This window comes from Anaerovorax odorimutans DSM 5092, from assembly GCF_000426305.1.
Taxonomy (GTDB): domain Bacteria; phylum Bacillota; class Clostridia; order Peptostreptococcales; family Anaerovoracaceae; genus Anaerovorax; species Anaerovorax odorimutans.
Genome location: NZ_AUFC01000018.1, coordinates 16,849 through 39,180, shown reverse-complemented (window position 1 = coordinate 39,180; position 22,332 = coordinate 16,849). Strand labels below are relative to the sequence as shown.

At 30.1% G+C, this 22,332-nt stretch carries 20 protein-coding genes; 5 read left to right on the top strand and 15 right to left on the bottom strand.

What is annotated here, in order from left to right; all coding sequences use genetic code 11:
• Positions 1 to 41: 41 nt before the first annotated feature.
• The 5 genes from K292_RS17850 to K292_RS0107935 form a co-directional block, all read right to left on the bottom strand.
• Complete coding sequence (locus tag K292_RS17850) at positions 42 to 2,114, bottom strand: LTA synthase family protein (RefSeq protein ID WP_051280513.1); 2,073 nt, start codon at positions 2,112 to 2,114, stop codon at positions 42 to 44.
• Positions 2,077 to 4,689, bottom strand: a complete 2,613-nt coding sequence (locus K292_RS0107950) for a sulfatase-like hydrolase/transferase (protein ID WP_027399392.1) — start codon at positions 4,687 to 4,689, stop codon at positions 2,077 to 2,079. Before K292_RS0107950 ends, K292_RS17850 begins: the two co-directional genes overlap by 38 nt.
• A gap of 149 nt (positions 4,690 to 4,838) precedes the next feature.
• Positions 4,839 to 6,434, bottom strand: coding sequence for a glycoside hydrolase family 26 protein (locus K292_RS16450; RefSeq protein ID WP_051280511.1), 1,596 nt, complete (start codon positions 6,432 to 6,434; stop codon positions 4,839 to 4,841).
• 228 nt (positions 6,435 to 6,662) lie between these two features.
• Positions 6,663 to 8,255 (bottom strand): ABC-F family ATP-binding cassette domain-containing protein, encoded by a 1,593-nt coding sequence (locus tag K292_RS0107940; protein ID WP_027399391.1) that lies wholly within the window; start codon positions 8,253 to 8,255, stop codon positions 6,663 to 6,665.
• Between the two features lie 182 nt (positions 8,256 to 8,437).
• Positions 8,438 to 9,577 carry an acyl-CoA dehydrogenase gene (locus K292_RS0107935; RefSeq protein ID WP_027399390.1) on the bottom strand — a complete coding sequence of 380 codons (1,140 nt, stop codon included), beginning with the start codon at positions 9,575 to 9,577 and terminating at the stop codon, positions 8,438 to 8,440.
• A 209-nt stretch (positions 9,578 to 9,786) separates the two neighbouring features.
• Here K292_RS0107935 and K292_RS0107930 point away from each other — a divergent pair, with 209 nt between their 5' ends.
• A complete protein-coding gene (locus K292_RS0107930) occupies positions 9,787 to 10,986 on the top strand; it encodes a DUF362 domain-containing protein (RefSeq protein ID WP_037372840.1) in 1,200 nt (399 codons plus the stop codon).
• Between the two features lies 1 nt (position 10,987).
• Here the strand turns inward: K292_RS0107930 and K292_RS0107925 are convergent, their stop codons facing one another.
• Genes K292_RS0107925 through K292_RS18825 form a run of 4 tightly spaced genes read right to left on the bottom strand, consistent with a single transcriptional unit; the run spans position 10,988 to position 13,020 of the window.
• Positions 10,988 to 12,199 carry an ethanolamine utilization protein EutH gene (locus K292_RS0107925; protein WP_037372839.1) on the bottom strand — a complete coding sequence of 404 codons (1,212 nt, stop codon included), beginning with the start codon at positions 12,197 to 12,199 and terminating at the stop codon, positions 10,988 to 10,990.
• 6 nt (positions 12,200 to 12,205) lie between these two features.
• Positions 12,206 to 12,436 carry a DUF1653 domain-containing protein gene (locus tag K292_RS0107920; protein ID WP_027399387.1) on the bottom strand — a complete coding sequence of 77 codons (231 nt, stop codon included), beginning with the start codon at positions 12,434 to 12,436 and terminating at the stop codon, positions 12,206 to 12,208.
• A 55-nt stretch (positions 12,437 to 12,491) separates the two neighbouring features.
• Positions 12,492 to 12,830, bottom strand: a complete 339-nt coding sequence (locus K292_RS16445) for a hypothetical protein (protein ID WP_037372838.1) — start codon at positions 12,828 to 12,830, stop codon at positions 12,492 to 12,494.
• A 19-nt stretch (positions 12,831 to 12,849) separates the two neighbouring features.
• Positions 12,850 to 13,020 (bottom strand): hypothetical protein, encoded by a 171-nt coding sequence (locus K292_RS18825; protein ID WP_169515447.1) that lies wholly within the window; start codon positions 13,018 to 13,020, stop codon positions 12,850 to 12,852.
• Positions 13,021 to 13,314: 294 nt separating this feature from the next.
• On the opposite strand from K292_RS18825, the gene K292_RS0107905 reads away from it, so the two are divergent.
• The 4 genes from K292_RS0107905 (at position 13,315) to panC (ending at position 16,469) form a co-directional block, all read left to right on the top strand.
• A complete protein-coding gene (locus K292_RS0107905) occupies positions 13,315 to 13,653 on the top strand; it encodes a hypothetical protein (RefSeq protein WP_027399386.1) in 339 nt (112 codons plus the stop codon).
• A 257-nt stretch (positions 13,654 to 13,910) separates the two neighbouring features.
• Positions 13,911 to 14,765 (top strand): Rossmann-like and DUF2520 domain-containing protein, encoded by an 855-nt coding sequence (locus tag K292_RS0107900; RefSeq protein WP_037372837.1) that lies wholly within the window; start codon positions 13,911 to 13,913, stop codon positions 14,763 to 14,765.
• The gene (gene panB / locus K292_RS0107895; RefSeq protein WP_027399384.1) at positions 14,762 to 15,589 is read left to right on the top strand and encodes a 3-methyl-2-oxobutanoate hydroxymethyltransferase; all 828 of its coding nucleotides are present in this window, start codon (positions 14,762 to 14,764) and stop codon (positions 15,587 to 15,589) included. The genes K292_RS0107900 and panB overlap by 4 nt, the downstream gene beginning before the upstream one ends.
• Before the next feature lie 22 nt (positions 15,590 to 15,611).
• Positions 15,612 to 16,469: a pantoate--beta-alanine ligase gene (gene panC, locus K292_RS0107890; RefSeq protein ID WP_027399383.1), complete on the top strand. Its 858-nt coding sequence runs from the start codon at positions 15,612 to 15,614 to the stop codon at positions 16,467 to 16,469.
• Between the two features lie 77 nt (positions 16,470 to 16,546).
• Here panC and K292_RS0107885 read toward each other — a convergent pair whose 3' ends face one another.
• The 6 genes from K292_RS0107885 to K292_RS0107860 form a co-directional block, all read right to left on the bottom strand.
• Positions 16,547 to 17,161: a lactate utilization protein gene (locus K292_RS0107885; RefSeq protein ID WP_027399382.1), complete on the bottom strand. Its 615-nt coding sequence runs from the start codon at positions 17,159 to 17,161 to the stop codon at positions 16,547 to 16,549.
• A 34-nt stretch (positions 17,162 to 17,195) separates the two neighbouring features.
• Positions 17,196 to 17,627 (bottom strand): YaiI/YqxD family protein, encoded by a 432-nt coding sequence (locus K292_RS0107880; protein WP_027399381.1) that lies wholly within the window; start codon positions 17,625 to 17,627, stop codon positions 17,196 to 17,198.
• A gap of 185 nt (positions 17,628 to 17,812) precedes the next feature.
• A complete protein-coding gene (locus tag K292_RS0107875) occupies positions 17,813 to 18,178 on the bottom strand; it encodes a VOC family protein (protein ID WP_027399380.1) in 366 nt (121 codons plus the stop codon).
• A gap of 46 nt (positions 18,179 to 18,224) precedes the next feature.
• Positions 18,225 to 19,496, bottom strand: coding sequence for a chloride channel protein (locus K292_RS0107870; RefSeq protein ID WP_027399379.1), 1,272 nt, complete (start codon positions 19,494 to 19,496; stop codon positions 18,225 to 18,227).
• 177 nt (positions 19,497 to 19,673) lie between these two features.
• The gene (locus tag K292_RS0107865; RefSeq protein WP_027399378.1) at positions 19,674 to 20,474 is read right to left on the bottom strand and encodes a DUF3658 domain-containing protein; all 801 of its coding nucleotides are present in this window, start codon (positions 20,472 to 20,474) and stop codon (positions 19,674 to 19,676) included.
• 131 nt (positions 20,475 to 20,605) lie between these two features.
• Positions 20,606 to 22,237, bottom strand: coding sequence for a bifunctional diguanylate cyclase/phosphodiesterase (locus K292_RS0107860; protein WP_027399377.1), 1,632 nt, complete (start codon positions 22,235 to 22,237; stop codon positions 20,606 to 20,608).
• Positions 22,238 to 22,332: the final 95 nt, after the last annotated feature.

Genomic DNA, 22,332 nt, shown 5'->3' with positions numbered 1-22,332 from the left:
TCTTAAATAATAGATACAGGATTTACAGGCATTTTTAATATTTAATTAAAATTATTAATAACATTATCGATATAACCATCCACACCGATAAAGTTACAAAATGCTTTCTCTGTTACTGTTTCTACATCATATGCATAAATAAAAACATCATTATTACAAAAATCTATTCCACAAGCCATAATATTTTCAGCGGGAAGAGCAATAGCATATGGCTTATTAATCAATATAAAATCTAGGATTTGCTCTTTCGAATATTCATCTATATTTGGCATAAATACAATATTTTCATATCCCAGATATTGTATTTTAGTAAAATCCTCCATAGTGTTAATTATTGGTATTATTCTACTTTTAATATCATTAAACTCTTTATTTGCTATAAAATCTATACTTTTTATTTCACCAATTTCACCAATTTTCCCAGAACAACTTTCTAGATTTGTTAGCCCTTCTAATATATTATCCATTGTTAAAAGAACTTTATCTTCTTTATTTTCTTCTTTCATCCACTCATAAAAATCCTCTAAAAGTATCCCTTTATTAATATTTTTACTAGTAATAACAGAAACCATAGAAATATTTTTCTCTTTCTTTAATTTGGTATCAGTATCGTTTAAAATATCATCTATATTTTTCCCTTCGAGATATACAGATCTAAGTACATCATTATATAAATAAAATTTAGATAGTTCTACAAGGTCTTTTGCTTTTTTAACGTCTTCTTTATAAGGTGTAATATCAACTGCTTCTCTTGTTTTTCGATTCCATGCCCTGCTTTTCTCAAAAACTCCGTCTCTTGAAATTTCAAAAACAATATCATCTTTTATAAACGATCCTTTTAATAAATGAGTCTGTTCAATTACAAATCCTCTTTCTGCAGTAAGTAAATTCTGACCTAAATATAATGTATTTAACTTTTCTATACCAAGAATATACGCTATGGTTGGCATAAAGTCAAGCTGTCCACCGGAAATACTAATAGTTTCATTTAACTCTGAATTTGGTATATGAATAATCAACGGAATATTAAGCATCATGTCATAATCATAATTGAAACCAAGCCACTCAGAAACTCTTTTCTCAATTCTATCATCACTTTTTGTCAAGCCAAAATGATCTCCATACATAGCAATAACTGAATTATCATATATACCGCTTTCTTTCAGCTGTGAAAGTAATTCACCTAAAGCTTTATCAGCATAATGTACAGATGCTATATAATTACCAAATAGAGTATCTTTGTCTTTATCTAAAAGTTCCATATCTGTTAATGAGTCTGGAAGTCTAAAAGGATTATGACTTGATAAGGAAATAATAAAATTATAAAATGGCTCACCCGTCTCATTTAATTTTTTCATGTAATCCATACTTTGTTCATATAGTGCATGATCACTTATACCAACAATATTTCCGCCGCCAATTCCTTTAATATTATCACTTACAAGAATATCACTGTTTATAAAAGTATCAAAACCTTCTGTTGGATAAACATTTTCACGATTCCAAAAGGACTTATCATATCCATGAGTAACTGTTGTACTATATCCATTTTCCTTTAAAACCCAAGGCAGTCCATACATATAGTTGTCCTGAAAAAGTTGATAAGTATAACTTTCAATTGTACCAAGCAAAGAATTGTTTGTTGCAAATTCGGCATCGGATGTATTGCCGCTTCCTATTTGCTGATAATAATTGTCATAATAAAGGCTGCCTTTTTCCTTTATTAATGCATTAAGGTTTGGTGTAATTTCCTGACCGTTATACTCTCTGTTTATTACCATATTCTGCATGGATTCTATCTGAATAAGAATAAGGTTTTTATTCTTTGCAATACCAAATAAATTTTCGCAAACAGTATCACTAAAACCACCTGTCATATTTTTTTCATAAGTTCCTGTAGCTAAAAAGTAATTATTATCTGCTTGTATTGTCTTATCTGATGAATTTTCAATTAAATCTTTCAAATGATATAATACAAATTCTTGATTTGTTATAGACATTACTAAAGAACTATTCAAGGGATTTACTACTAAAGTAACAATTACTATGAGTACAATTACTATTTTTAATGCTATCTTAATTACACTTTGGATTTCTCTTGGTAAGGAGCCCATCATTCACCTCATATACATATATAACATTATCTGAGTCTAAAACTGATTTATATTTTCCTTTAGCAGACTCTTCTGTCATGGAACCTGCCCAAACATTATTCATATCCATAAATTCAAGCAATTGTGTATCTGTGAAATTACCCTTATCCATATATAAAATAGCATTATATAAACCTGAATATTCTACCATTCCAGGAACTTCCGGAATTATACGATCATTGATACCAGGCATATATTCATTTATAATTCTCATAAAATAATCTGCACTTCGCTCAGCTTTTACAATAATAGTTACATCCTTATGTCTACTCATCCAATCAGCTAAATCTTTATAAGTCATAGGAGTAAGGCCATTTTTCATCTCAAGGGAACTAAACTCATCATAAGTCATTTCCGTATTGTTATCGGTTTCAAAATAATTAGGTGCATTACTCCAATCAGAAAGCAGTACTGCTACCCTATTATCTATTTCTGAAGTCCAAGATATTTCAACTTTAATATATCTATGTCCTTCATCATAAGAAGCATCTAAAGCTTCAAGAGAATTTGTACCTACAAGATCCATATTAGGTGCACCTGCCACTGCAATCTCATCTGGATATTCTCTATCTATATTTTCGGAAAAAGCAGTTGAAGCGGATTTACCTTCCTTATAAACTTTTCTTAAAACATCATTTTTAAGAATGTATTCCGAAGCATTTATAATATCCATAGATTTTAAATAGCCTTCATAGCAATCTTGTACGGGAACAGATTCTCCTGTCCGTATATTCCAAGCACGTCCATTTTCAAAGACTCCGTCTCTGGACATTTCATAAGCAATATCTCCAGAGAAAAAAGATCCTTTTGTCATATATGTCTGCTCTGCTACAAATCCATCTTTTACAGATAATAAATTATGCCCTAAATAAATGGTGTCAAGACTATCAAATCCCATTAAATAAGCCATCGTAGGGAAAAAGTCCAACTGACCTCCCGCTACGCTTATTGTCTGATTTATATTATTATCAAGTCCCGGAATTGTAATAATAAGAGGAATATTCATCATAGTATCAAAATCATATTCCTTATCAAGAACTCTTGTCATAGATTCTTTTATTTCATCATCCTTTAAGGTTAATCCTAAATGATCTCCATATATTGCTATTACAGAATTATCGTACAATCCTTCGTCCTTTAATTGCTGTAAAAATACACCTATAGAATAATCTGTATATGCAACACTATTAATGTAATTACCAACAGTGGTATCTTTATCTTCAGGAAGCAGGTCAATAAAATCATACTCATCTAGCATAACAAATGGATGATGATTTGAAAGAGTGATTAAAAAACTGTAAAATGGCTGTGGTAAATTTTTTATATGCTGAATAGATTGTTTAAAAAATTCATCATCAACAAGACCCCATCCCATTTTTTTTGTTAAATCAAAACTATCATTATCTAATCCGTTAATACCACCAAAGAAATGTTGAAATCCTAAATTAGGGTAAGCTTTAGCCCTATTCCAGAAATCTGTATCCCAGAAAGCATGAAAAGATGCTGTTGAATATCCTTTTTCACCTAATAAAACCGGTAATCCCCTATAATAATTATCTTGGAATAATTTATATGAATAACTGGACAATGAACCATAAATGGAATTGTTTGTTGCCAGTTCCGCATCCGAAGTATTTCCACTACCAATTTGCTGATAATAATTGTCAAAATATAAAGTACCTTGATCTTTAAGTAAAGCATTCAAATTAGGAGTTATTTCCTGACCATTATAAGTTCTGTTAATTACAAAATTTTGCAGAGATTCAACTTGAATAACTATAAGATTCCTATCTTTTGCAATACCGAATAATGGTCCATCTTTTTCATTTTTATAGTTATCTTCAAAAGCTGAAATATAATTTATATCAGTATCATTATTACTCTTTATTTTATTTACTATATCTTTAATATGAAAACTATAAATTTCCTGATTGGAGATAGATGTAATCAAGCCATTATTTGTAATATTACAAACTATAATCAATAAAATTAGAATTAAAGTTATAATAGATCTGAATTTTAATTTTAACCTATATACTATATTCCGATCTGCACAATTTTTTTTTTCAAGCTCTGCTTGCTTTTGTATTTTTTCTCTATTTTTTATTTTACCGTAAACTAACGTTATAAATAATAACACTATATCAGCAAAGAGTAAAAAGAAAGCAGGTCTTAATACTTCTTTAATACTTTCTGTAATATCTCCAAGAACACCTGCAGCACCAATCATTGCAACTGAGAGATACCTGTTAAAAAAGCTGCTGTATGTTACATCTGCAAACATTAAAATAGTCAAAAGTGTATATACTACAGCAGGTATCCATTTATTTTTGAAAGATGTGAATAATAGCAATGTAAGTATACATGTAATAATCCATATTAATACAAAATTCGTTGCTATTCCGATAAGTTTATAAAACAAAAGCAGTTTTAAAGGAACTGCTGCTGCTAAAATAAATCCAAGAATTCCATAAATATTATAGAATCCTTTTCCATTTTCTTTTATTTTATATATTAAATTTTTTATATTCTCCATCATTATCTCCATTAATTTTTGAATTCTACTGTATACATGAAACATAACATTATACAACAAGGCATAATATAACATAACTATGCCAGTATAATACAAAATCCGACTTTAAACAAGAAGTTGTAAATAATTTTCACAATTTAAACACTTAATTATTTATATTCATCTAAATTTTCCTTAAATATTTTTATTAATTCAGGAGTTTCATCAATAAAATAAGGTCTTGATATATTGCCATTTATATCTAAATCATAGCTGCTCCACCATATGGCAACTTTAATTTTGTCATATTTTTTTATATGTTCAAACATATTAGCAACCCAAAGATTTTTATCTCCTCCAACACTACTTGATGCAAATTCTGTAATCATAAACGGATAATCGTATTTTTGCTGGTATTCTTTATATATTTGATCATACAGGTCCTTAAATTCTATCCAAGTTTCCCCTTCATAATAGTTTCCCGTATTATAGTTAGTCATCCCAATTACATCCACATATTCGTTTCCCGGGAAATAACATAATTCATCATTCCATTTAAAATCAGGAAATGATTTTGCATTAGGATTCCAAATCCATATAACATTATCAGCTCCTGCTTCTTTAAACAATTGAAATATATATTTATAAAAAGCTTTATATATCTCAGTATCCTTAGCGGTATGATAGGCAGAATATACACACCAATCACCATTCATTTCATTTCCAATACGAAAAAGTATAGGATCTCCATATTCTTTTATCGCTTTTATATAATTATTTAAATAGGTGTCATATTTCCCATTTAATACATCATAAATCATATTTCCCTTGTTAGCATCTTGACTCAAGGTCTGCAAAGTAAGTTCAAGTAACCTATCATTTTCTTTTGCGTTTTTCAAAGCTTCAGTTAATCTTGGATGTCTATCAACATCTTCTATAAATCCGGTATAATATAATATTATTGGAAATTTAAAATTCAAGTTTTTTTCTGTCTTATATAATTGAGTAAAATCAAGTGGGGCTTCTTTGTCAAATATTCCCCATGTTAATCCAGAATTATCACCAAAATATTTTTCATATGTTTGTGCTGTTTTTCTATTCCAGCTATTATTTTCAATACTACTGAATTTTTTATTATAAGGTTCTTTTGTCTTCTTTATTAAATTAAAACTATTGATAACTGAAAGATAATCTTTCGCTTCATTGTTTACACCATATGGTTTATTACTTTTAAACAAAAAAGTAAAACATTCTGATTCTCCTGTTAAAATATCCACTGAAGCATAATAACACCTATCATTTTTAATACGTTTTAATGGTTCTCTTGACCATTGTGCCAAAGAAATATCAAATTCACCAAGCTTAAATTGTCTAACATCTTCTACAGTATAATCAACATTGTTTTGCAAAAATGCATTAGAGTAGTTTACATATGATTGAGCTGTAATTCCTTTAGATTTATCAATATCTTGTCTATAAATTTCTATTTGTTCATCCTTATTCTCAAGAACAGACCGTACTCCTGATAAGCTCATATCCACATCCATATTATTTGGAATTCTTATACTGTATCCATCTACTTTATTTGTGAATTTATTGTAACTAAGACCATTTCTTTCAAGAGTATAAGTTTCCTGTTCCTTAATATCAATATTATTATTTGGCTCATTAATTTTACATCCATTAAAACTTATTAATGTAAAAGCAAAAATCATACTAACCGCTATCATTCTGGTTATAAAAAATCCAGTCCAAGTATTTTTCATATTTGAAAATGCTCCTTACTTACCATAAAAACTAAATTATCAATATCATTCTAATATATATTTTTTTAATTTTAAAGAAAAACCCTCTATTTATTTTACGATAGAAAATAGAGGGTGAACTATTAATTTATATTACCCGGAAAATATTTTTCTTTTAAATTTGCATAATTTAAAATTACATTAATAGTATCAGGTTTTAAGTTAGTACACTGCTTGAAATTGCAGATTTTATTTCCCATACTGTTCTACAAATTCATCATAAGTACAAGATCTGTCAATTATTGTACCATCTTCTTGTATTTCCATAATTCTATTAGCAATGGTTTGAATAAACTCATGGTCATGGGATGCAAATAATATTATTCCTTTAAAATCAATCAATCCGTTATTCAATGCTGTAATTGATTCTAAATCCAAATGATTTGTAGGCTGATCAAGTACCAATACATTAGCACCATAAAGCATCATTCTTGAAAGCATACATCTAACTTTTTCTCCTCCGGAAAGTACCTTAACCTCTTTGAAAACATCATCTCCAGAGAAAAGCATTCTTCCTAAAAAACCTCTCATAAAAGTTTCTGTTGTTTCCTCGGTATATTGACCTAGCCATTTTACTAAATCTAAATCACAGTCGTTAAAATATTCCGAATTATCCCTTGGAAAATATGATTGTGATGTACTTACACCCCATTTAAAAGTACCTTCATCAGGTTCTAATTCTCCCATCAATATTTTAAAAAAGGTAGTATTTGCAATTTCATTCTCTCCTACAAAAGCAATCTTATCATCTTTATTTACCCTGAATGAAATATTATTTAATACTTTTACTCCATCAATGGTTTTACTAATACCTTCAACAGTAAGAAGTTCTTTCCCTGGTTCCCTATCCATTTTAAATCCAACAAAAGGATATCTTCTTGAAGAAGCCGGCATTTCTTCTACAGAAATTTTATCAAGTAGCTTTCTTCTGGAAGTCGCTTGTTTAGATTTAGACTTATTGGCTGAAAATCGCTGAATAAAATTTTGTAATTCTTTAATTTTATCTTCACTCTTTTTATTCTGTTCTTTTATCATCCTCTGTATTAATTGACTTGACTCATACCAAAATTCATAGTTACCCACATACATTTTAATCTTGCCATAATCAACATCTACAATATTAGTACAAACTGTATTTAAAAAATGTCTGTCATGAGAGACAATAATTGTAGTCCCCTCATACTCTAACAAGAAATCTTCAAGCCAGTTTATTGCTAAGATATCCAAACCATTTGTAGGCTCATCTAAAAGAATAATATCAGGATTTCCAAAAAGTGCCTGCGCAATCAGCACCTTTACCTTTTCTTTTTCTGTAATGGATGACATCTGATTATATAAAATATCAGTACCAAGACCTAAGCCCTGTACTAACCTGCTTGCATCAGATTCTGCTTCCCATCCGTCAAGTTCAGCAAACTCACCTTCTAATTCCGAAGCTTTAATTCCATCTTCATCAGAAAAATCTTCTTTTGCATAAAGAGCATCTTTTTCCTTCATAATTTCATATAATCTGGGATTGCCTTGTATAATAGTATCTAAAACAGTAAAATCATCAAATGCAAAGTGATCCTGTTTTAATACAGACATACGCATACCTTTTCCAACAGATACTTCTCCTGTTGTAGGCTCCAATTCTCCTGATAATATTCTTAAGAAAGTGGATTTACCTGCTCCGTTTGCCCCAATTATACCGTAGCAATTTCCGGATGTAAACTTTAAGTTTACATCCTTAAACAGTGTAGTTCCACTAAAATTTATACTTATATTTGTTACGTTTACCATAATTTCTCCTCATCTTCTAAATTGCATACTTAGATTATTGTACAATTACTGCGTGATTTAGTCAAATGAAAAGATATATAAATATTATGATATGGTGGTTCCATTGATTGAAATACAGCGTTGCTGCAAGGAAAGAACCATTGAATCATGCTTGTGAGCTTGTGTCATGATATAGATATACTTTATTTAAATATGGAATTAGAAATAACTATTTTCATTACTTCAGAAGTGCCCTCATAAATTTGAGTAATCTTCGCATCACGCATCATACGTTCTACGGGATACTCTTGTAAATATCCGTTACCACCATGGAATTGAACGGCTTTTGTAGTTACTTCCATAGCTGTTTCAGAAGCAAAAAGTTTAGCCTGTGCCACTTCTACAGTGCTTGGCAATCCCTTTTCTCTTCTATATGCCGCATTATAAACCAAAAATCTTGCTGCATCAATTTTTGTTTTCATTGCTGCCATATCAAAACTAAGCGCCTGAAATGCAGATAAAGGTCTTCCAAATTGTCTACGTTCTTTCATGTATTTAACAGTTTCATCAAAGGCACCTTGAGCTATTCCCAAAGCCTGTGATGCAATACCAATTCTTCCCACATCCAGCGCTGTCATAGCCACCTTAAAGCCTTTACCTATTTCTCCAAGTAAGTTTTCTTTTGGAACCTTGCAATTTTTAAATATTAATTCCGCAGTAATAGAACCTCTGATTCCCATTTTTTTATATATTTCTCCGGAAGTAAAACCTTCAAAACCTTTTTCTACGATAAAAGCACTAATGCCTTTTGTTCCTTTACTCTTGTCTGTCATAGCCATAACAACATATGTATCAGCTAATCCTCCGCCCGAAATAAATCTCTTTTTTCCGTTAAGAAGCCAATAATCTCCTTTATCCTCAGCAACAGTTTCAAGACCTGCTGCATCAGTACCCGCACATGGCTCAGTTAATCCAAAAGCTCCAAGATGCTTTCCGCTCATAAGAGGAGGTAAGTATTTTTGCTTTTGTTCTTCTGTTCCGTATGTAAGTATGGGCCAAGTGCAAAGTCCATGGTGAGTCTGTACAATTACACCTGTAGAAGCACAAACTTTAGAAAATTCTTCTATCATTATGGCATAGGAAATATAATCTCCTCCATATCCCCCGTATTTTGGGGGAAAAGGATATCCCATCATTCCCAAATTTGCCAACTTATCAATTGTTTCCTGAGGAAAGCTTGCTTTTTCATCAATTTCAGCCGCAATGGGTGCAATCTCCTCTTCTGCAAATTTTTTTGCAAACTTTTTCATTTTTTGCTGTTGCTCATTCAATTCAAATATCATAATTAACAGTCCTTTCAAATATGTATTTAATCACATTTTGATATTTTTACATAATCATTCTATATCAAGTTCTGTACAATTTCAAGATTTCCCCAGCTGCATTCTTATATAATTGTTCCTCCCAAATAAATATGTTAGAATATAAAATAGTTAATCAAAGATAAATGACTAATCTCATTTATTAAAATTATAATTTGGGAGAATTAATTATGAAAAGTAAAGTTGCCGTAATAAAATGTGATTCTTATGATTTAAATAAAGTATATGATGCAATTTCAAGAGCTATTGAACTAATTGGAGGAATTGAAAATTTAATACCTAAAACGGATAAAATTTTATTAAAGCCAAATATTTTAAATAAAGCAAATCCAAAAAAAGCAGTTACAACTCATCCTGCTGTTTTTGAATCAGTTATAAAAATTTTACAGGAAAAAGGATATAAAAATTGTTTTTATGGAGACTCTCCTGGAAATCCCATGTCCCCAGAAAAGATAGCAGAAGTCTGTGGATTAAAACAGATTGGAGATAAGTATAATCTAACCTTTGGAGATTTTAACCATGGTAAAACTTATACATTCTCAGAAGGGAAATTTACAAAACGATTTGAACTTAGTAATGCTGCTTTAGAAGCAGATTCCATAATAAATATATGCAAAATGAAAACCCACGCACTTATGCGAATTACAGGTGCTGTTAAAAATACATTAGGATGTGTTTATGCCTTTAATAAAGCCATGTCTCATTCTAAATTTCCCAATACAGACGATTTTGGTAAAATGATTGTTGATTTAAGCAGATGTCTAAATCCGAAGCTACACATTATGGATGGGATTTTAGCTATGGAGGGTAATGGTCCATTCAGCGGCGATCCTGTTCCTATGAATGTAATTATTGTATCTACTGATCCTGTAGCTTTGGATTCTATATTTTGCAGACTGGTAGACGTGGAACCTACCAGTGTTCCTTCTATCAAATATGGAGAAGAATTCGGACTTGGAGTATGGAAAGAAGAGGATATTGAAGTTGTAGGTGATTATTCAGATGATTTAATTAATAAAAATTTCAAAGTATCCAAAGAACCGTTAAATGCCGATAAATGGCAAAACCTTGCATTACTTCGTTCTTTCTTTATTAAAAAGCCTGTTATTATTAAAGATAAATGTGTAAAATGTGGCGCTTGCGTTGAAGCATGCCCTATTAAAGATCCAAATGGGCAAAATTCTACTGAATATAAAAAAAATATTGCTCTTTATTTTAATAATGAAAATAATAATGAATCTAAAGAAAAAGAAACACCTGTATACAATTATAAAAACTGTATCAGATGCTATTGCTGCCAAGAAATGTGTCCTGCTAAAGCAATAGAAGTAAAAACTCCATTACTAGGTAAATTATTCATTTACAGATAATTTACAAATCAGTATTTTTTAACAGCCTGTTGCTGAAAAGAGAGGCAATAATTAATGCAGATATACCTGCTGACAATTTAGCCAACACTACAGGTAATATCATCTCTTGATTAACCCCCGCAACAAAACCTAAGTAATCTCCAAATACAAATGCTGCTGAAACTGCAAAAGTGCAATTCAGCAGTTTTCCTTTACTGTTCATGTCTTTTAATAATTGAAATACTAACAAGTTGTTTGCCAAATTGGCTATAAGTCCCACCGAACTTACTTTATCAATGCCAATAAGATTACCTACTTTAGTTAATTGATTCGAAAATACTTTTGTAATAAAATGTACCATAGGAAAAGCTCCTATCAAAACTAAAGCAATTGAGCCAATTATCATTATTCCCTCTTCTAAAGGTATGCTACCATTTTTATCAGGTTCTACCATCATATAAAAAAGAGGAAGCCTAATTCCTGTCAGATATTGAGAGACTGCCAATATTGTTCCTATAGTAATAAGTATATTAATTGATTTACCAAATATTAAAAAACCTTTTAGCATTTTATCAGTGCAAAACCAAAGTCCTATGGCTAATATTAATGATAAGATAATAATTGGCACAGTATTCAAGATTATTTGCTGAAATGATATTTTATATTCAGTTAAATTCATCATAATTCCACCGATAATACAGCCTATAGGAATTGTAACAATACCAATTAAAACACCGATTGCCAAATAAGTTCTGTCTTTTCTCTCAATAATATTTAATGCAACAGGTATGGTAAAAACAATAGAGGCCCCCATCATAGATGCTACAATAAGACCGGCAAAATATCCTGCACTTTGACTTCCAGCTAATTCCATAGCAAGGGGATATCCTCCCATATCACAGCCCAAAAGAATTCCTGCGAAAACAGATGGGTCTGCGCCAATAAATTTAAAAATCGGTGCAATAATAGGTTCGAGTATAACTCTTAAAACCGGCGCTAAGGTTATGATTCCAAGCATTGCTATTGCCAACGGTCCAAGTGTGAGAAAACCTTCATCAAATTTTTCTCCATAACCGCCCTTATTTCCTCTTATTTTATCAATTCCACCAATAATCATAAACAATACCATAATACATACGATAATCTTATTTATTGATATATCAGAAAAAAAATTATGTATTGATTGTGTAAATATTTCTGTATTTGCAGCTGCAGATATTAATTCTTTAAACATATAATCTTACTCCCTGATAAATTCAAAGCGAATCATTTTTTTCCCATCTTTTTCAACAACCTCATTCCACATGGAAATTGGCCTGACCCAGTAACCCATATCACCATACAGAGCTTGATAAACTACCATCTTCTCTAAAGTCTCAGAATGTAATGCAATGTATAACAACCTATATTCATTTCCTTTAAAATGCCTGTAAATACCCGGTTTTAAATTTTCATCATTATTTATTTCCAATTAAGTTCCTACCTTTCTGTATTATAAACTTTAACCCTTTTATTTCTGTAATTAATTATTTTAAAAGTACTACAGTAACACCTTTGTTCCCATCAATTCTGCTGTTAAAATCTTTCAGTTGCGGACAAACATCTATCATTTGACGTTTTTTATTTAACCAATCCTCGCCACCACAATAACTACGAACAAGACCAGAAAGACTTCGTTCTTTTAATTTATTTCTTACCTCTACCTTAATAGAACCTCCTATACCAGAAGATCCGTATCCATGAATAAGCACAACAGCCTTATAGCCTTTTGCCTTACAAGTAGTTAACTTATTAACCATATTCATAACAGCAACATTCGTTGCAGGGTTTCCATATTCAAGATTAACTTCTTTTACTTTCAACATAATAAAATATACACACCCATTACTGCCCTTCTATTATTTTATATACAAAATTTTCCCAAAGAAGTCTCTTTCCTTCGGCAATTTCCATAGGAAGTAACGCCATAGCCACAGTATTTTCTATACCATCATCAGAAAAAAGAATAGCATATTCTCCTCTTATTTGTTTAACTGTATAATAAATTGATTCCATTTTTATCAGTAGTATGAATTTAAAATCCTTACATTCCTCTCATATTTTTTACAATTTATTTTAAATAAACTGCTTAAAATTTTTATATTGTCAATCATACTTTATTTTTATTGTTTTTTCAACAAAATTTGATACTTTCACATTGCCAAATATCGAACCTTTGCTTATAAAAACGAATAATATGGTACATAAAATGATTTCCTTAAATTAATACGGTATTACTTCAAAGTAAAAATTATTTTAATTATGTCTGTAAGACTATTGTAACATGATATAAAAAGGAATGTGATTATAATGTTAAGTAATTTTCAATACGTGTATATAATACTTTTTCCTCTTGCAATATTTCTTGGTATATGTCTTTCTTTTTTTATATCGCAGGAACAAGATAAATCACTACTTAATTTATTTTTTTATGAAAATAACAATAATTTAAATTTAAGTATAAATGAAAAGCTTAATTCTTTAAACAAAGAGTTAGAACAATTAGGTCTTGTATATGACTTAGAACAAGATCTTTTCTACTCTTTAGACAATGACAGTACATTAGATAAATTAAGATCAGTCAGTGAAAATAACAGGCTTTTATATGAAGAAATTAAAAACCTCGGACAAATTAAACATCTGATGTAAATTTATGTTATATCTAAAATATTTTTTAGGAATTGCTTATAAATTTTATTTTATAAGCAATTCCTGATTCTTAAATGCTTTCTTCCTTTTTTAAAAAACATTGCAATTTCCATATACTTTGTTATAATAAAATAACGGGTGGTATCTTGAGGAACTACACCACAAATTTCAAATACTTATTTTTATTTACAGCTCATATCCTTATGGGAACGGGACTAAAAAGGTATTATCTTTAAAATATTTTGGGGGTGATACCATTGAAAATTGGATTTATTGGTTCAGGGAAAGTTGGCTTTTCCTTAGGGAAGTATTTTGCGGATAATGGACTTAATATAACAGGCTATTACAGCAAAACACTTCAGTCAGCAATACAGGCAGCAAAATTTACAAATACTAGTTATTATCATAGTATAGAACATATTTTAGAAGTAAGCGATACCCTTTTTATTACCACTCCCGATGGAGTTATAAAGGAAATATGGGATTACATTAAAAAGCTGTCCATTGAAAATAAGATTATTTGTCATTGTAGTGGATCTCTTTCATCCACTGTTTTTTCTCAAATAGATACTCATGGTGCATATGGGTATTCCATTCACCCGCTGCAAGCTATCAGCGATAAAAATCAATCTTACAAAACACTTTCAAACTGCTTATTTACAATTGAAGGAAGTTCTAAGCGTATGGAATTAATGCAATCAATTTTTCACAAACTTGGCAATACGATTCAAGTTATTTCTGCAGAAAATAAAACATTATACCATGCTGCAGCTGTGACTGTGAGCAATCATATGATTGCCTTATTCAAATATGGTATTGATATGCTTATACAATGTGGATTTAATGAGAATAATGCAGCTTTTGCATTATTACCTTTAATGACCGGAAATTTAAAAAATCTTCAATCACAGAATATTGTAAGCGCACTTACAGGGCCTATAGAACGGTGTGATATAGATACTGTTAAAAGTCATCTGTCAGTACTTTCCTTAAAAGATAAGCAGCTTTATTTATTGCTTTGTTCAAAACTGATCCCACTTGCAAAATTAAAAAATCCCGATCGTAATTATACAAATTTAGAAAATTTAATAAATGGAGGATTAAACAATTGAAAAATACAGTAACAACCTTTCAAAATGCTAAAATTAACAATGAAAAACTCACTATGCTTACAGCATATGATTATTCTACAGCAAAATTAATTGATGAAGCAGGAGTAAATTCTATTCTTGTTGGAGATTCCCTTGGAATGGTAATGCTCGGTTATGAAGATACTTTATCTGTTACTATGGAAGATATGATTCATCATGGTGCAGCTGTATCAAGAGGTGCAAAAAATGCATTGGTAGTTATTGATATGCCTTTCATGTCTTACCAAACTTCCGTTTATGATGCTGTAGTAAACGCCGGTCGTCTTATGAAAGAAGCCAGAGGTGGAGCTGTTAAACTTGAAGGGGGTACAGATATGGCGCCGCAGATTGAAGCCATAGTTAAAGCCTCCATTCCTGTAGTAGGTCATATAGGATTAACACCTCAATCAGTCAATGCTTTTGGAGGTTTTAAAGTACAAGGAAAAGATGAAGATACGGCCAGGAAGCTATTAGATGATGCAAAAGCTGTTGAAAATGCCGGTGCATTTGCTGTTGTTTTAGAATGTGTACCTGCTAAACTTGCCAAATTGATCTCTGATAAAATATCCATTCCTACAATTGGAATTGGTGCTGGAAACGGTTGTGATGGACAAGTTTTGGTATATCAAGATATGCTTGGAATGTACAGCAATTTTACACCTAAATTTGTAAAAAAATATGCAGAATTAGGCTTGAATATGAAAAAAGCTTTTGAAAATTATATTAAAGAAGTTCAAAGCGGTGTATTCCCAGAAAAAGATCACACTTTTGCTATCAGCGACGATGTTATCTCTAAACTTTATTAATTTCTACGAAAGGATAATAATTATGTTTATTGCAACTACCATAGAAGAAGTACGAAAAATTGTTTCAGATTGGCAAAACGAAGGTTATAAAGTAGGACTTGTTCCAACCATGGGTTTTTTACATGAAGGACACGAGAGTCTCATTCAGAAAGCTGTAAGAGATAATGAAAAGGTTATTGTTAGTATCTTTGTTAATCCTATGCAGTTTGGCCCTAAAGAAGATTTCTCATCATATCCGCGTGATTTAGAACATGATACCAACATATGTAAAAAAGCAGGTGTTCATTTAGTTTTCGCTCCTGATTCAAGAGAAATGTATGCTTCGGATTTTTGTACATTTGTGGATATGAATGGTCTTACTGATGAGCTTTGTGGAAAAAGCAGAGAAGGTCATTTTCGAGGAGTTTGCACTGTAGTTACAAAACTATTCAATATAACAAAATCAAATCGAGCTTACTTTGGAGAAAAAGATGCTCAGCAATTAGCTGTTATAAAAAGAATGGTTCGTGATCTCAATATGGATATTGAAATTATAGGCTGCCCTACTGTAAGAGAAAAAGATGGTCTTGCCAAAAGTTCAAGGAATTCATATCTTTCGGTGCAAGAACGTAAAGCTGCTGTTATTTTACACGAAAGTTTAAAACTTGCAAAAAGTATGTTAGATTCAGGGGAACGTAATGCTGCAAAACTCCGTGATGCAATATCAAATAAAATTACTTCACAGCCACTGGCATCTATAGTTTACGTTTCCATTGTAGATTCAATAACTTTAAAATCCGTAGATAAAATAGAGGCTCCTATTTTAATAGCTGTTTCTGTATATATTGGTAAAACAAAATTAATCGATAATTTTACTTATGAAAAAATAAACAAATTATAACTTACACCATTAATAATTTATTTATATAAAAATAACGGCGGAATTTATAAAAAATTTCGCCGTTATACGTTTTGTCATTAATATCCTAAATTTTCATTTATCAAATAAATAATTGTATGTGCGCCATACATTTGGCGTTCCATAATTAAAGTAGCATTGCATATTCTCTGTGGTGAATCACAATTAGCGCATTTTCCTGTATTTCTGCAAGGTGTATTGCAATCTAACCTATCTGTATTTTGAGGACAAGTTACATTTTTTATTCTAATTATAGCTTCTTCATAATTTTTAACAACCTTATTTATCCCTGCTACTATGTAAAGTCTTTTATGTCCAAAGAGCATGCTTGATAAGCGATTTCCTGCCCCATCTATATTAATCAGCCTTCCATCTTCTGTTATTGCATTGGAACTGGATAAATAAACATCCGCAGTGGCCGCATTCTTAATTATATTTTTTCTTTCTTCAGGGCTCTTTGCTCTGCCATGATAATATGCTGTATTGCCTTGCGCAACAAGATCTTCGTAAACTCCCATGTTGGTTAAAGTCATGGAACCTCCGAAACCTACTGTTTCATTTTTTTTTATATCAGTAAGTAATGCACTCTTAGCGTCCTTACTTGTTTCAAAATATTCTACACTAAAGCCATTCCTCTCTAAATTTTCAATAGTGTTTTTTATTCTCTTGTCCATTTTTATTCCTCCCCATTTTACTCTATTTTAATTTCTATGTATAAACAAGCTTTTTTAATCCCCTTTCAAAGGCTTCATCCTGCTCTGTCTTTCGCTTTGTGTTGCCTTTAATACGCCCTCCTGCTTCTCTTATTTTCTTTGCAGTATGCCTTGCAAATAATAAACTATCAATATTATCATTACTATAAATCATTCCGTTCTGATTTATAGGAATTGCTTTTTTAGCAAGACACATGGCGGCAAGGCCATAATCTTGGGTTATTACAATATCACCTTTTAAAACCATATTGACCAAGACGAAATCCACACTGTCAGCCCCTTTTGAAACTGTAATAGTTTCAGCACCATCTCTTTCAAAGAAATGGGAAGTATCACAAATAATAATACATTCTATTTTATTTTCCACTGCAATTTTAACAGCAATGTTTACTACGGGACAACCATCAGCATCAATTAGGATTTTCATATTTTCTCCTATTTTTAATAAATATAACTATAAGTTATTTCAAATATTAATAATAAAATTTTTCAGAAGATTTTATTATATAATTGAGAATTATTTATTGAATATTTAGATTATTATTTTAATATATCATATTTTTTAGTTAAACTTCAAATAAATCTTTCTATCATAATCCCTAAACTAAAAGATTATATTTCTTCTACAAATTGGATATCAATTCCATTAGGATCATTAACAAAGAAAAATTTAACATGTGGATTAGGCTGAAAAATACCTTTTGTCATCTTAATTCCTTTTTCTTCTGTCATTTTCAAAGTTTCATCTAAATTTTCAACTTTAAATCCCAAAGATATACCAGAGCTCCTATTCTCTATTTTAATATTAGAATCACAAACTAATTCTATCTTAGTATCTCCTTCTCCCAAAAAAGCAATCTCCTTACCAGGGCCAGCTGCAAATCTTCTATTTACTTTTAATCCTAAAATTTCATTATAAAACTTTATTGATTCTTCTAAATTATTAACCGTTATAGTTGTCCATAAATATTTTTTCATTTAATAACCTCCTATTAATCTTTCCTTATACAAATTTCATAAATATTTAGTGAGTTTTTCTGTTTATATATTGTGGCTTTAATTTATCATACATAATTTTCTGAGTACTATACAAGCTATAATACCCCGACAGCATATAACTTACTCCTGTGGCTATTAAAAACAATAAAGGCGATGTAAAATTAAATAATTCAAAGCTCATAATTAAAGCTGTCATTGGACAGTTAGTTACACCGCAGAAAACCGCAATCAGCCCTATTGCTGCTGCAAATGAGGGAGGAAGACCTAAAAGGCTACCAACTGCACATCCAAAGGTAGCTCCTACAAAAAATGCAGGTACAATTTCTCCTCCTTTGAAACCGGCACCTAAAGTAACTGCTGTAAATAGGATTTTAAGCACAAAAGCTTCCGGTCTAACCATTCCATAATCAATAGCCTGAACTATAATATTCTTACCAAGCCCTAAATAATCATGTGTCTGAAAGATCCAAGTAAGTCCAATAACAAATATACCTCCCGCAAATATCCTCAGATATGGATTTGGAAAATACTTTTTATAGCTTTTGCCTGCATTTTGCAATGAATAACATAAAACAATACTAATTCCTGCACATAACACTGCTAAAACTAAAACTTGAACAATACTTATAAACCCATATGCAGGACTACTTATTATATTATAAGATTCCGGTTTAATACCCAATTGTCCTGCAATAGCATATGCTACAATCGAGGCAATAGCACAAGGTACTAATGCTGAATAATACATAATCCCCACACTGATTAATTCCATAGCAAATATGGTTGCAGCAATTGGAGTTCCAAAGATTGCAGTAAACGCTGCACTCATACCACACATAATTACAATATTTTTGCTTTTATCATCAAATTGAAGAATATTTCCTATAAAATTACCAAGGCTGCCTCCTAATTGAAGTGCTGCTCCTTCTCTGCCTGCCGAACCCCCAAAAAGATGAGTTAACGTAGTAGAGATAAAAATTAACGGTGCCATCCTTGCAGGAGGTTCGGTTTCTTCGCAGCAAATAGCTGTAAGAATTAAATTTGTTCCTCTCGGTTCTACAACATGTGATAAATGATATAAAAATACAATTAAAAGTCCATCTATTGGTAGAAGATAAAGCATCCATGGATTGCTTTTTCTAAAATCTTCTACAAAATTTAATGAGAAATAGAAAATGCAGCCAATACTTCCAACTATTATTCCAACCAAAATTGCTACAAAAACCCATTTGGAAAAACCCCAAAGGTTTTTCCAAATACGATCTAATATTGATAATATTTTTTCTTTAATTTGCATATGTAAAGTTCTCCGTCCTTAATATATATAGATGTATTTTTCTTAATCCCAGATAAACCCCTCGAAATTCGAGGGGTTTATAATAAACTTGAATCAGTATATTTATAATTATTATAACATTTTTAAGTGTATGTTTTCAACCTGTTTTTAAACCTTCAAAAGATTTGTATAATTTAATTAACTTCTAAGTCTTACATTAAAGTCTCTCATCATTTTCAGCTTACCACTATACTCTATTTTACCTAATTCAATCAATTTCCTCAATCTGTAATTTATAAATAAATCTCCTACCACTTGATTAGACATACCAAGTACCATTCCTACTACTCTGACAGCCTTTATAAAATCTTTAGGCGTATATTTTAATATTTCTTTATCATAATAATCATCACTTACAGGAATTATTTTGTTATCTTCAATTATTCTTAACGTAGCTTTTTCATTTATCATTTCATTCCATTCACTTATTAAATTATCTTTTCTCCACGTATTAATCAAAGAAATATTCTCTATTGCTGCCCCCAGTTCTTCCGGAGAACATTCGCCAGTACTTTTTAAATATATCTCCAATTTATCTCTCTTAATATAACTTGGTATAGAAACTTCATAAATCTCATTATTTTTAAATCTATTAACTAAATATCTTAATGCTGTCTGCTCTACTACATTATTTCCATGCCAAATAATAATTTTACAATTTTGTGAGATATCCATCTCAGATATATATGATTCCTTTAATTCTGAATCCATAGTATATTCTTGAAAAAATTCAACTTGTCCAGTTTCATAATATAATTTCTTTATCCAATCAATCCTGGTATCTAAATTATTTTCAATCCCATAAAGACTTCCCATGGAAAGATCATCATAAAAGCCCCTGATTTCACCATAAAATTTATGCTCCTTATTATTCTTAAAAAACCACTTTAAACTTCCTTTTGTAGAAGGTCCTATGGCAATATGTAAATAATTATTCATTTTATTTCCCCTTTTATAAAATTTAATTTGTTACATTATTACTTTTATACCCTTTTCACTATATTATTTAACAATTTTTAAATACTTTTTCATTTTAGATTTATTAAAAAATGTTGAAATTAAATAAATTTTTATTTATTAAATTTTAAAATATAATCTTTTAATTCTTCCGGTGGCAGTGGCTTACTAAAATAATATCCTTGAATATTATTACAACCTAACTCTTTTAAAATTTCTAATTGTTTATCCGTTTCCACACCTTCTGCAATAACCTCTTTACCCATAATTTTTACTAAGTTGATAATTCCTTCAATTATTGATCTGTTATTTTTGTCTTCAACATTGTCTATAAAAACTTTATCGATTTTTATATAGTCAATTGGAAGATTAACAAGGTGTATTAAAGAGTTATATCCCGTCCCGAAATCATCTAGTGAAATTTTTAACCCTATATCTCTTACACTTTTTAATAGAGATTCCACTTTCTTTTCATTCTCAACAATGGTTCTTTCTGTAAGTTCAAATTCAAGCATTGACGAGTTAATTCCATATTCATTTATGCATTTATTTGTATATTCTATAACAGAATTATCCTTTAAATCTTTAGATGAAATATTAATTGCTATCTTTATATCTAATCCTTCTTCTTTCCACTTTTTTAATTGCTTTGTAGTATTATTTATAACCCATTTTGTTATATCATTTATAATACCCGTCTCTTCTGCTACATTTATTATTTGTTCAATATTAATTTTTCCATCTACATTATTTTTATATCTTAATAAAGCTTCAACACCTATTACTTCATTTGTCTCTATATTAATTTTAGGTTGATATACCATAACTAAATTATCATTTTTAAGAACATCATAAAGAGAGACAAAGGTTAAATAATTTTCTTTATTTTGCTCTGCTATAGAATTCTCATAAACATAAATTCCATTTCCATCAAAATCCTTGCTATCTAATGTAGTTCCAAGTTTTTTAAAAAGCTCATTTGTTTCTATTCCATTTAAAGGACAATTTACTATTCCACTTGTAATACGAAGACTGACAGGTAAACCATTTATGATACATGGTGATTTAAATTTATCCAAAAACTCTTTTGCTTTTATATAAGCTTCTTCAATACTGCATTCTCTTATCAATACTACCAATTCATTAGTATAAATAGAGTAAATGTCATTTTTATTAAAATCTTTTATTAAAACTTCTATAACTTTAAAAATTGATTTTTCTCCCGTTTTATAATCAATGTACCGGTTAACGTGATCCAAATTTACAATTTTAAATACTAGTAAGGTAAATTCTTTTTTTGAATCAATCAATTCATTTAAATCAAGTTTTAGTTTATTTGTATTAGGATATCCTGTAATTACATGCTTATAAGATTTTTTTATCAAATCTTCTTTATTCTTTCTAAGCTTATCAAACATTATTCCTGTAGCTAAACCCATAGCCATTAAAAAAATCATTCTAAGAATCCAATTAATCGGTTGCTGCATAATTCCCATTTGAACATTAACAGGCATTAAAGGACCTAAGCTGATTCCTGCAATCGCAGCAGTTACAAGACCCCCTGTAACACCATAAAAATAAGCAGAAATAATAATTGGAATATATATTAAATGACAAAAAACAAACTCAGTACCCCCTGTAATATACACAATAAAATCGATTATAAATATTGATAAAGTAATAAATAACGAAATAAATAAATCTCTTTTTAAATTAATCAATTTATCACCAAATTTTATATCCACTTATTCACTCCTTTTCACATTATTGAATTACAATATATGTAAGCTTGATATAATCATTATTATTTTTTTAGTGCATATTTATAATTTTGCTTTAA

What these genes read in the sequence shown, in the direction of transcription:
- K292_RS17850 (WP_051280513.1), bottom strand. Translation starts at nt 2,114, where the DNA reads ATGGGCTCCTTACCAAGAGAAATCCAAAGTGTAATTAAGATAGCATTA.
- K292_RS0107950 (WP_027399392.1), bottom strand. Translation starts at nt 4,689, where the DNA reads ATGGAGAATATAAAAAATTTAATATATAAAATAAAAGAAAATGGAAAA.
- K292_RS16450 (WP_051280511.1), bottom strand. Translation starts at nt 6,434, where the DNA reads ATGAAAAATACTTGGACTGGATTTTTTATAACCAGAATGATAGCGGTT.
- K292_RS0107940 (WP_027399391.1), bottom strand. Translation starts at nt 8,255, where the DNA reads ATGGTAAACGTAACAAATATAAGTATAAATTTTAGTGGAACTACACTG.
- K292_RS0107935 (WP_027399390.1), bottom strand. Translation starts at nt 9,577, where the DNA reads ATGATATTTGAATTGAATGAGCAACAGCAAAAAATGAAAAAGTTTGCA.
- K292_RS0107930 (WP_037372840.1), top strand. Translation starts at nt 9,787, where the DNA reads ATGAAAAGTAAAGTTGCCGTAATAAAATGTGATTCTTATGATTTAAAT.
- K292_RS0107925 (WP_037372839.1), bottom strand. Translation starts at nt 12,199, where the DNA reads ATGTTTAAAGAATTAATATCTGCAGCTGCAAATACAGAAATATTTACA.
- K292_RS16445 (WP_037372838.1), bottom strand. Translation starts at nt 12,830, where the DNA reads ATGTTGAAAGTAAAAGAAGTTAATCTTGAATATGGAAACCCTGCAACG.
- K292_RS18825 (WP_169515447.1), bottom strand. Translation starts at nt 13,020, where the DNA reads ATGGAATCAATTTATTATACAGTTAAACAAATAAGAGGAGAATATGCT.
- K292_RS0107905 (WP_027399386.1), top strand. Translation starts at nt 13,315, where the DNA reads ATGTTAAGTAATTTTCAATACGTGTATATAATACTTTTTCCTCTTGCA.
- panC (WP_027399383.1), top strand. Translation starts at nt 15,612, where the DNA reads ATGTTTATTGCAACTACCATAGAAGAAGTACGAAAAATTGTTTCAGAT.
- K292_RS0107885 (WP_027399382.1), bottom strand. Translation starts at nt 17,161, where the DNA reads ATGGACAAGAGAATAAAAAACACTATTGAAAATTTAGAGAGGAATGGC.
- K292_RS0107880 (WP_027399381.1), bottom strand. Translation starts at nt 17,627, where the DNA reads ATGAAAATCCTAATTGATGCTGATGGTTGTCCCGTAGTAAACATTGCT.
- K292_RS0107875 (WP_027399380.1), bottom strand. Translation starts at nt 18,178, where the DNA reads ATGAAAAAATATTTATGGACAACTATAACGGTTAATAATTTAGAAGAA.
- K292_RS0107870 (WP_027399379.1), bottom strand. Translation starts at nt 19,496, where the DNA reads ATGCAAATTAAAGAAAAAATATTATCAATATTAGATCGTATTTGGAAA.
- K292_RS0107865 (WP_027399378.1), bottom strand. Translation starts at nt 20,474, where the DNA reads ATGAATAATTATTTACATATTGCCATAGGACCTTCTACAAAAGGAAGT.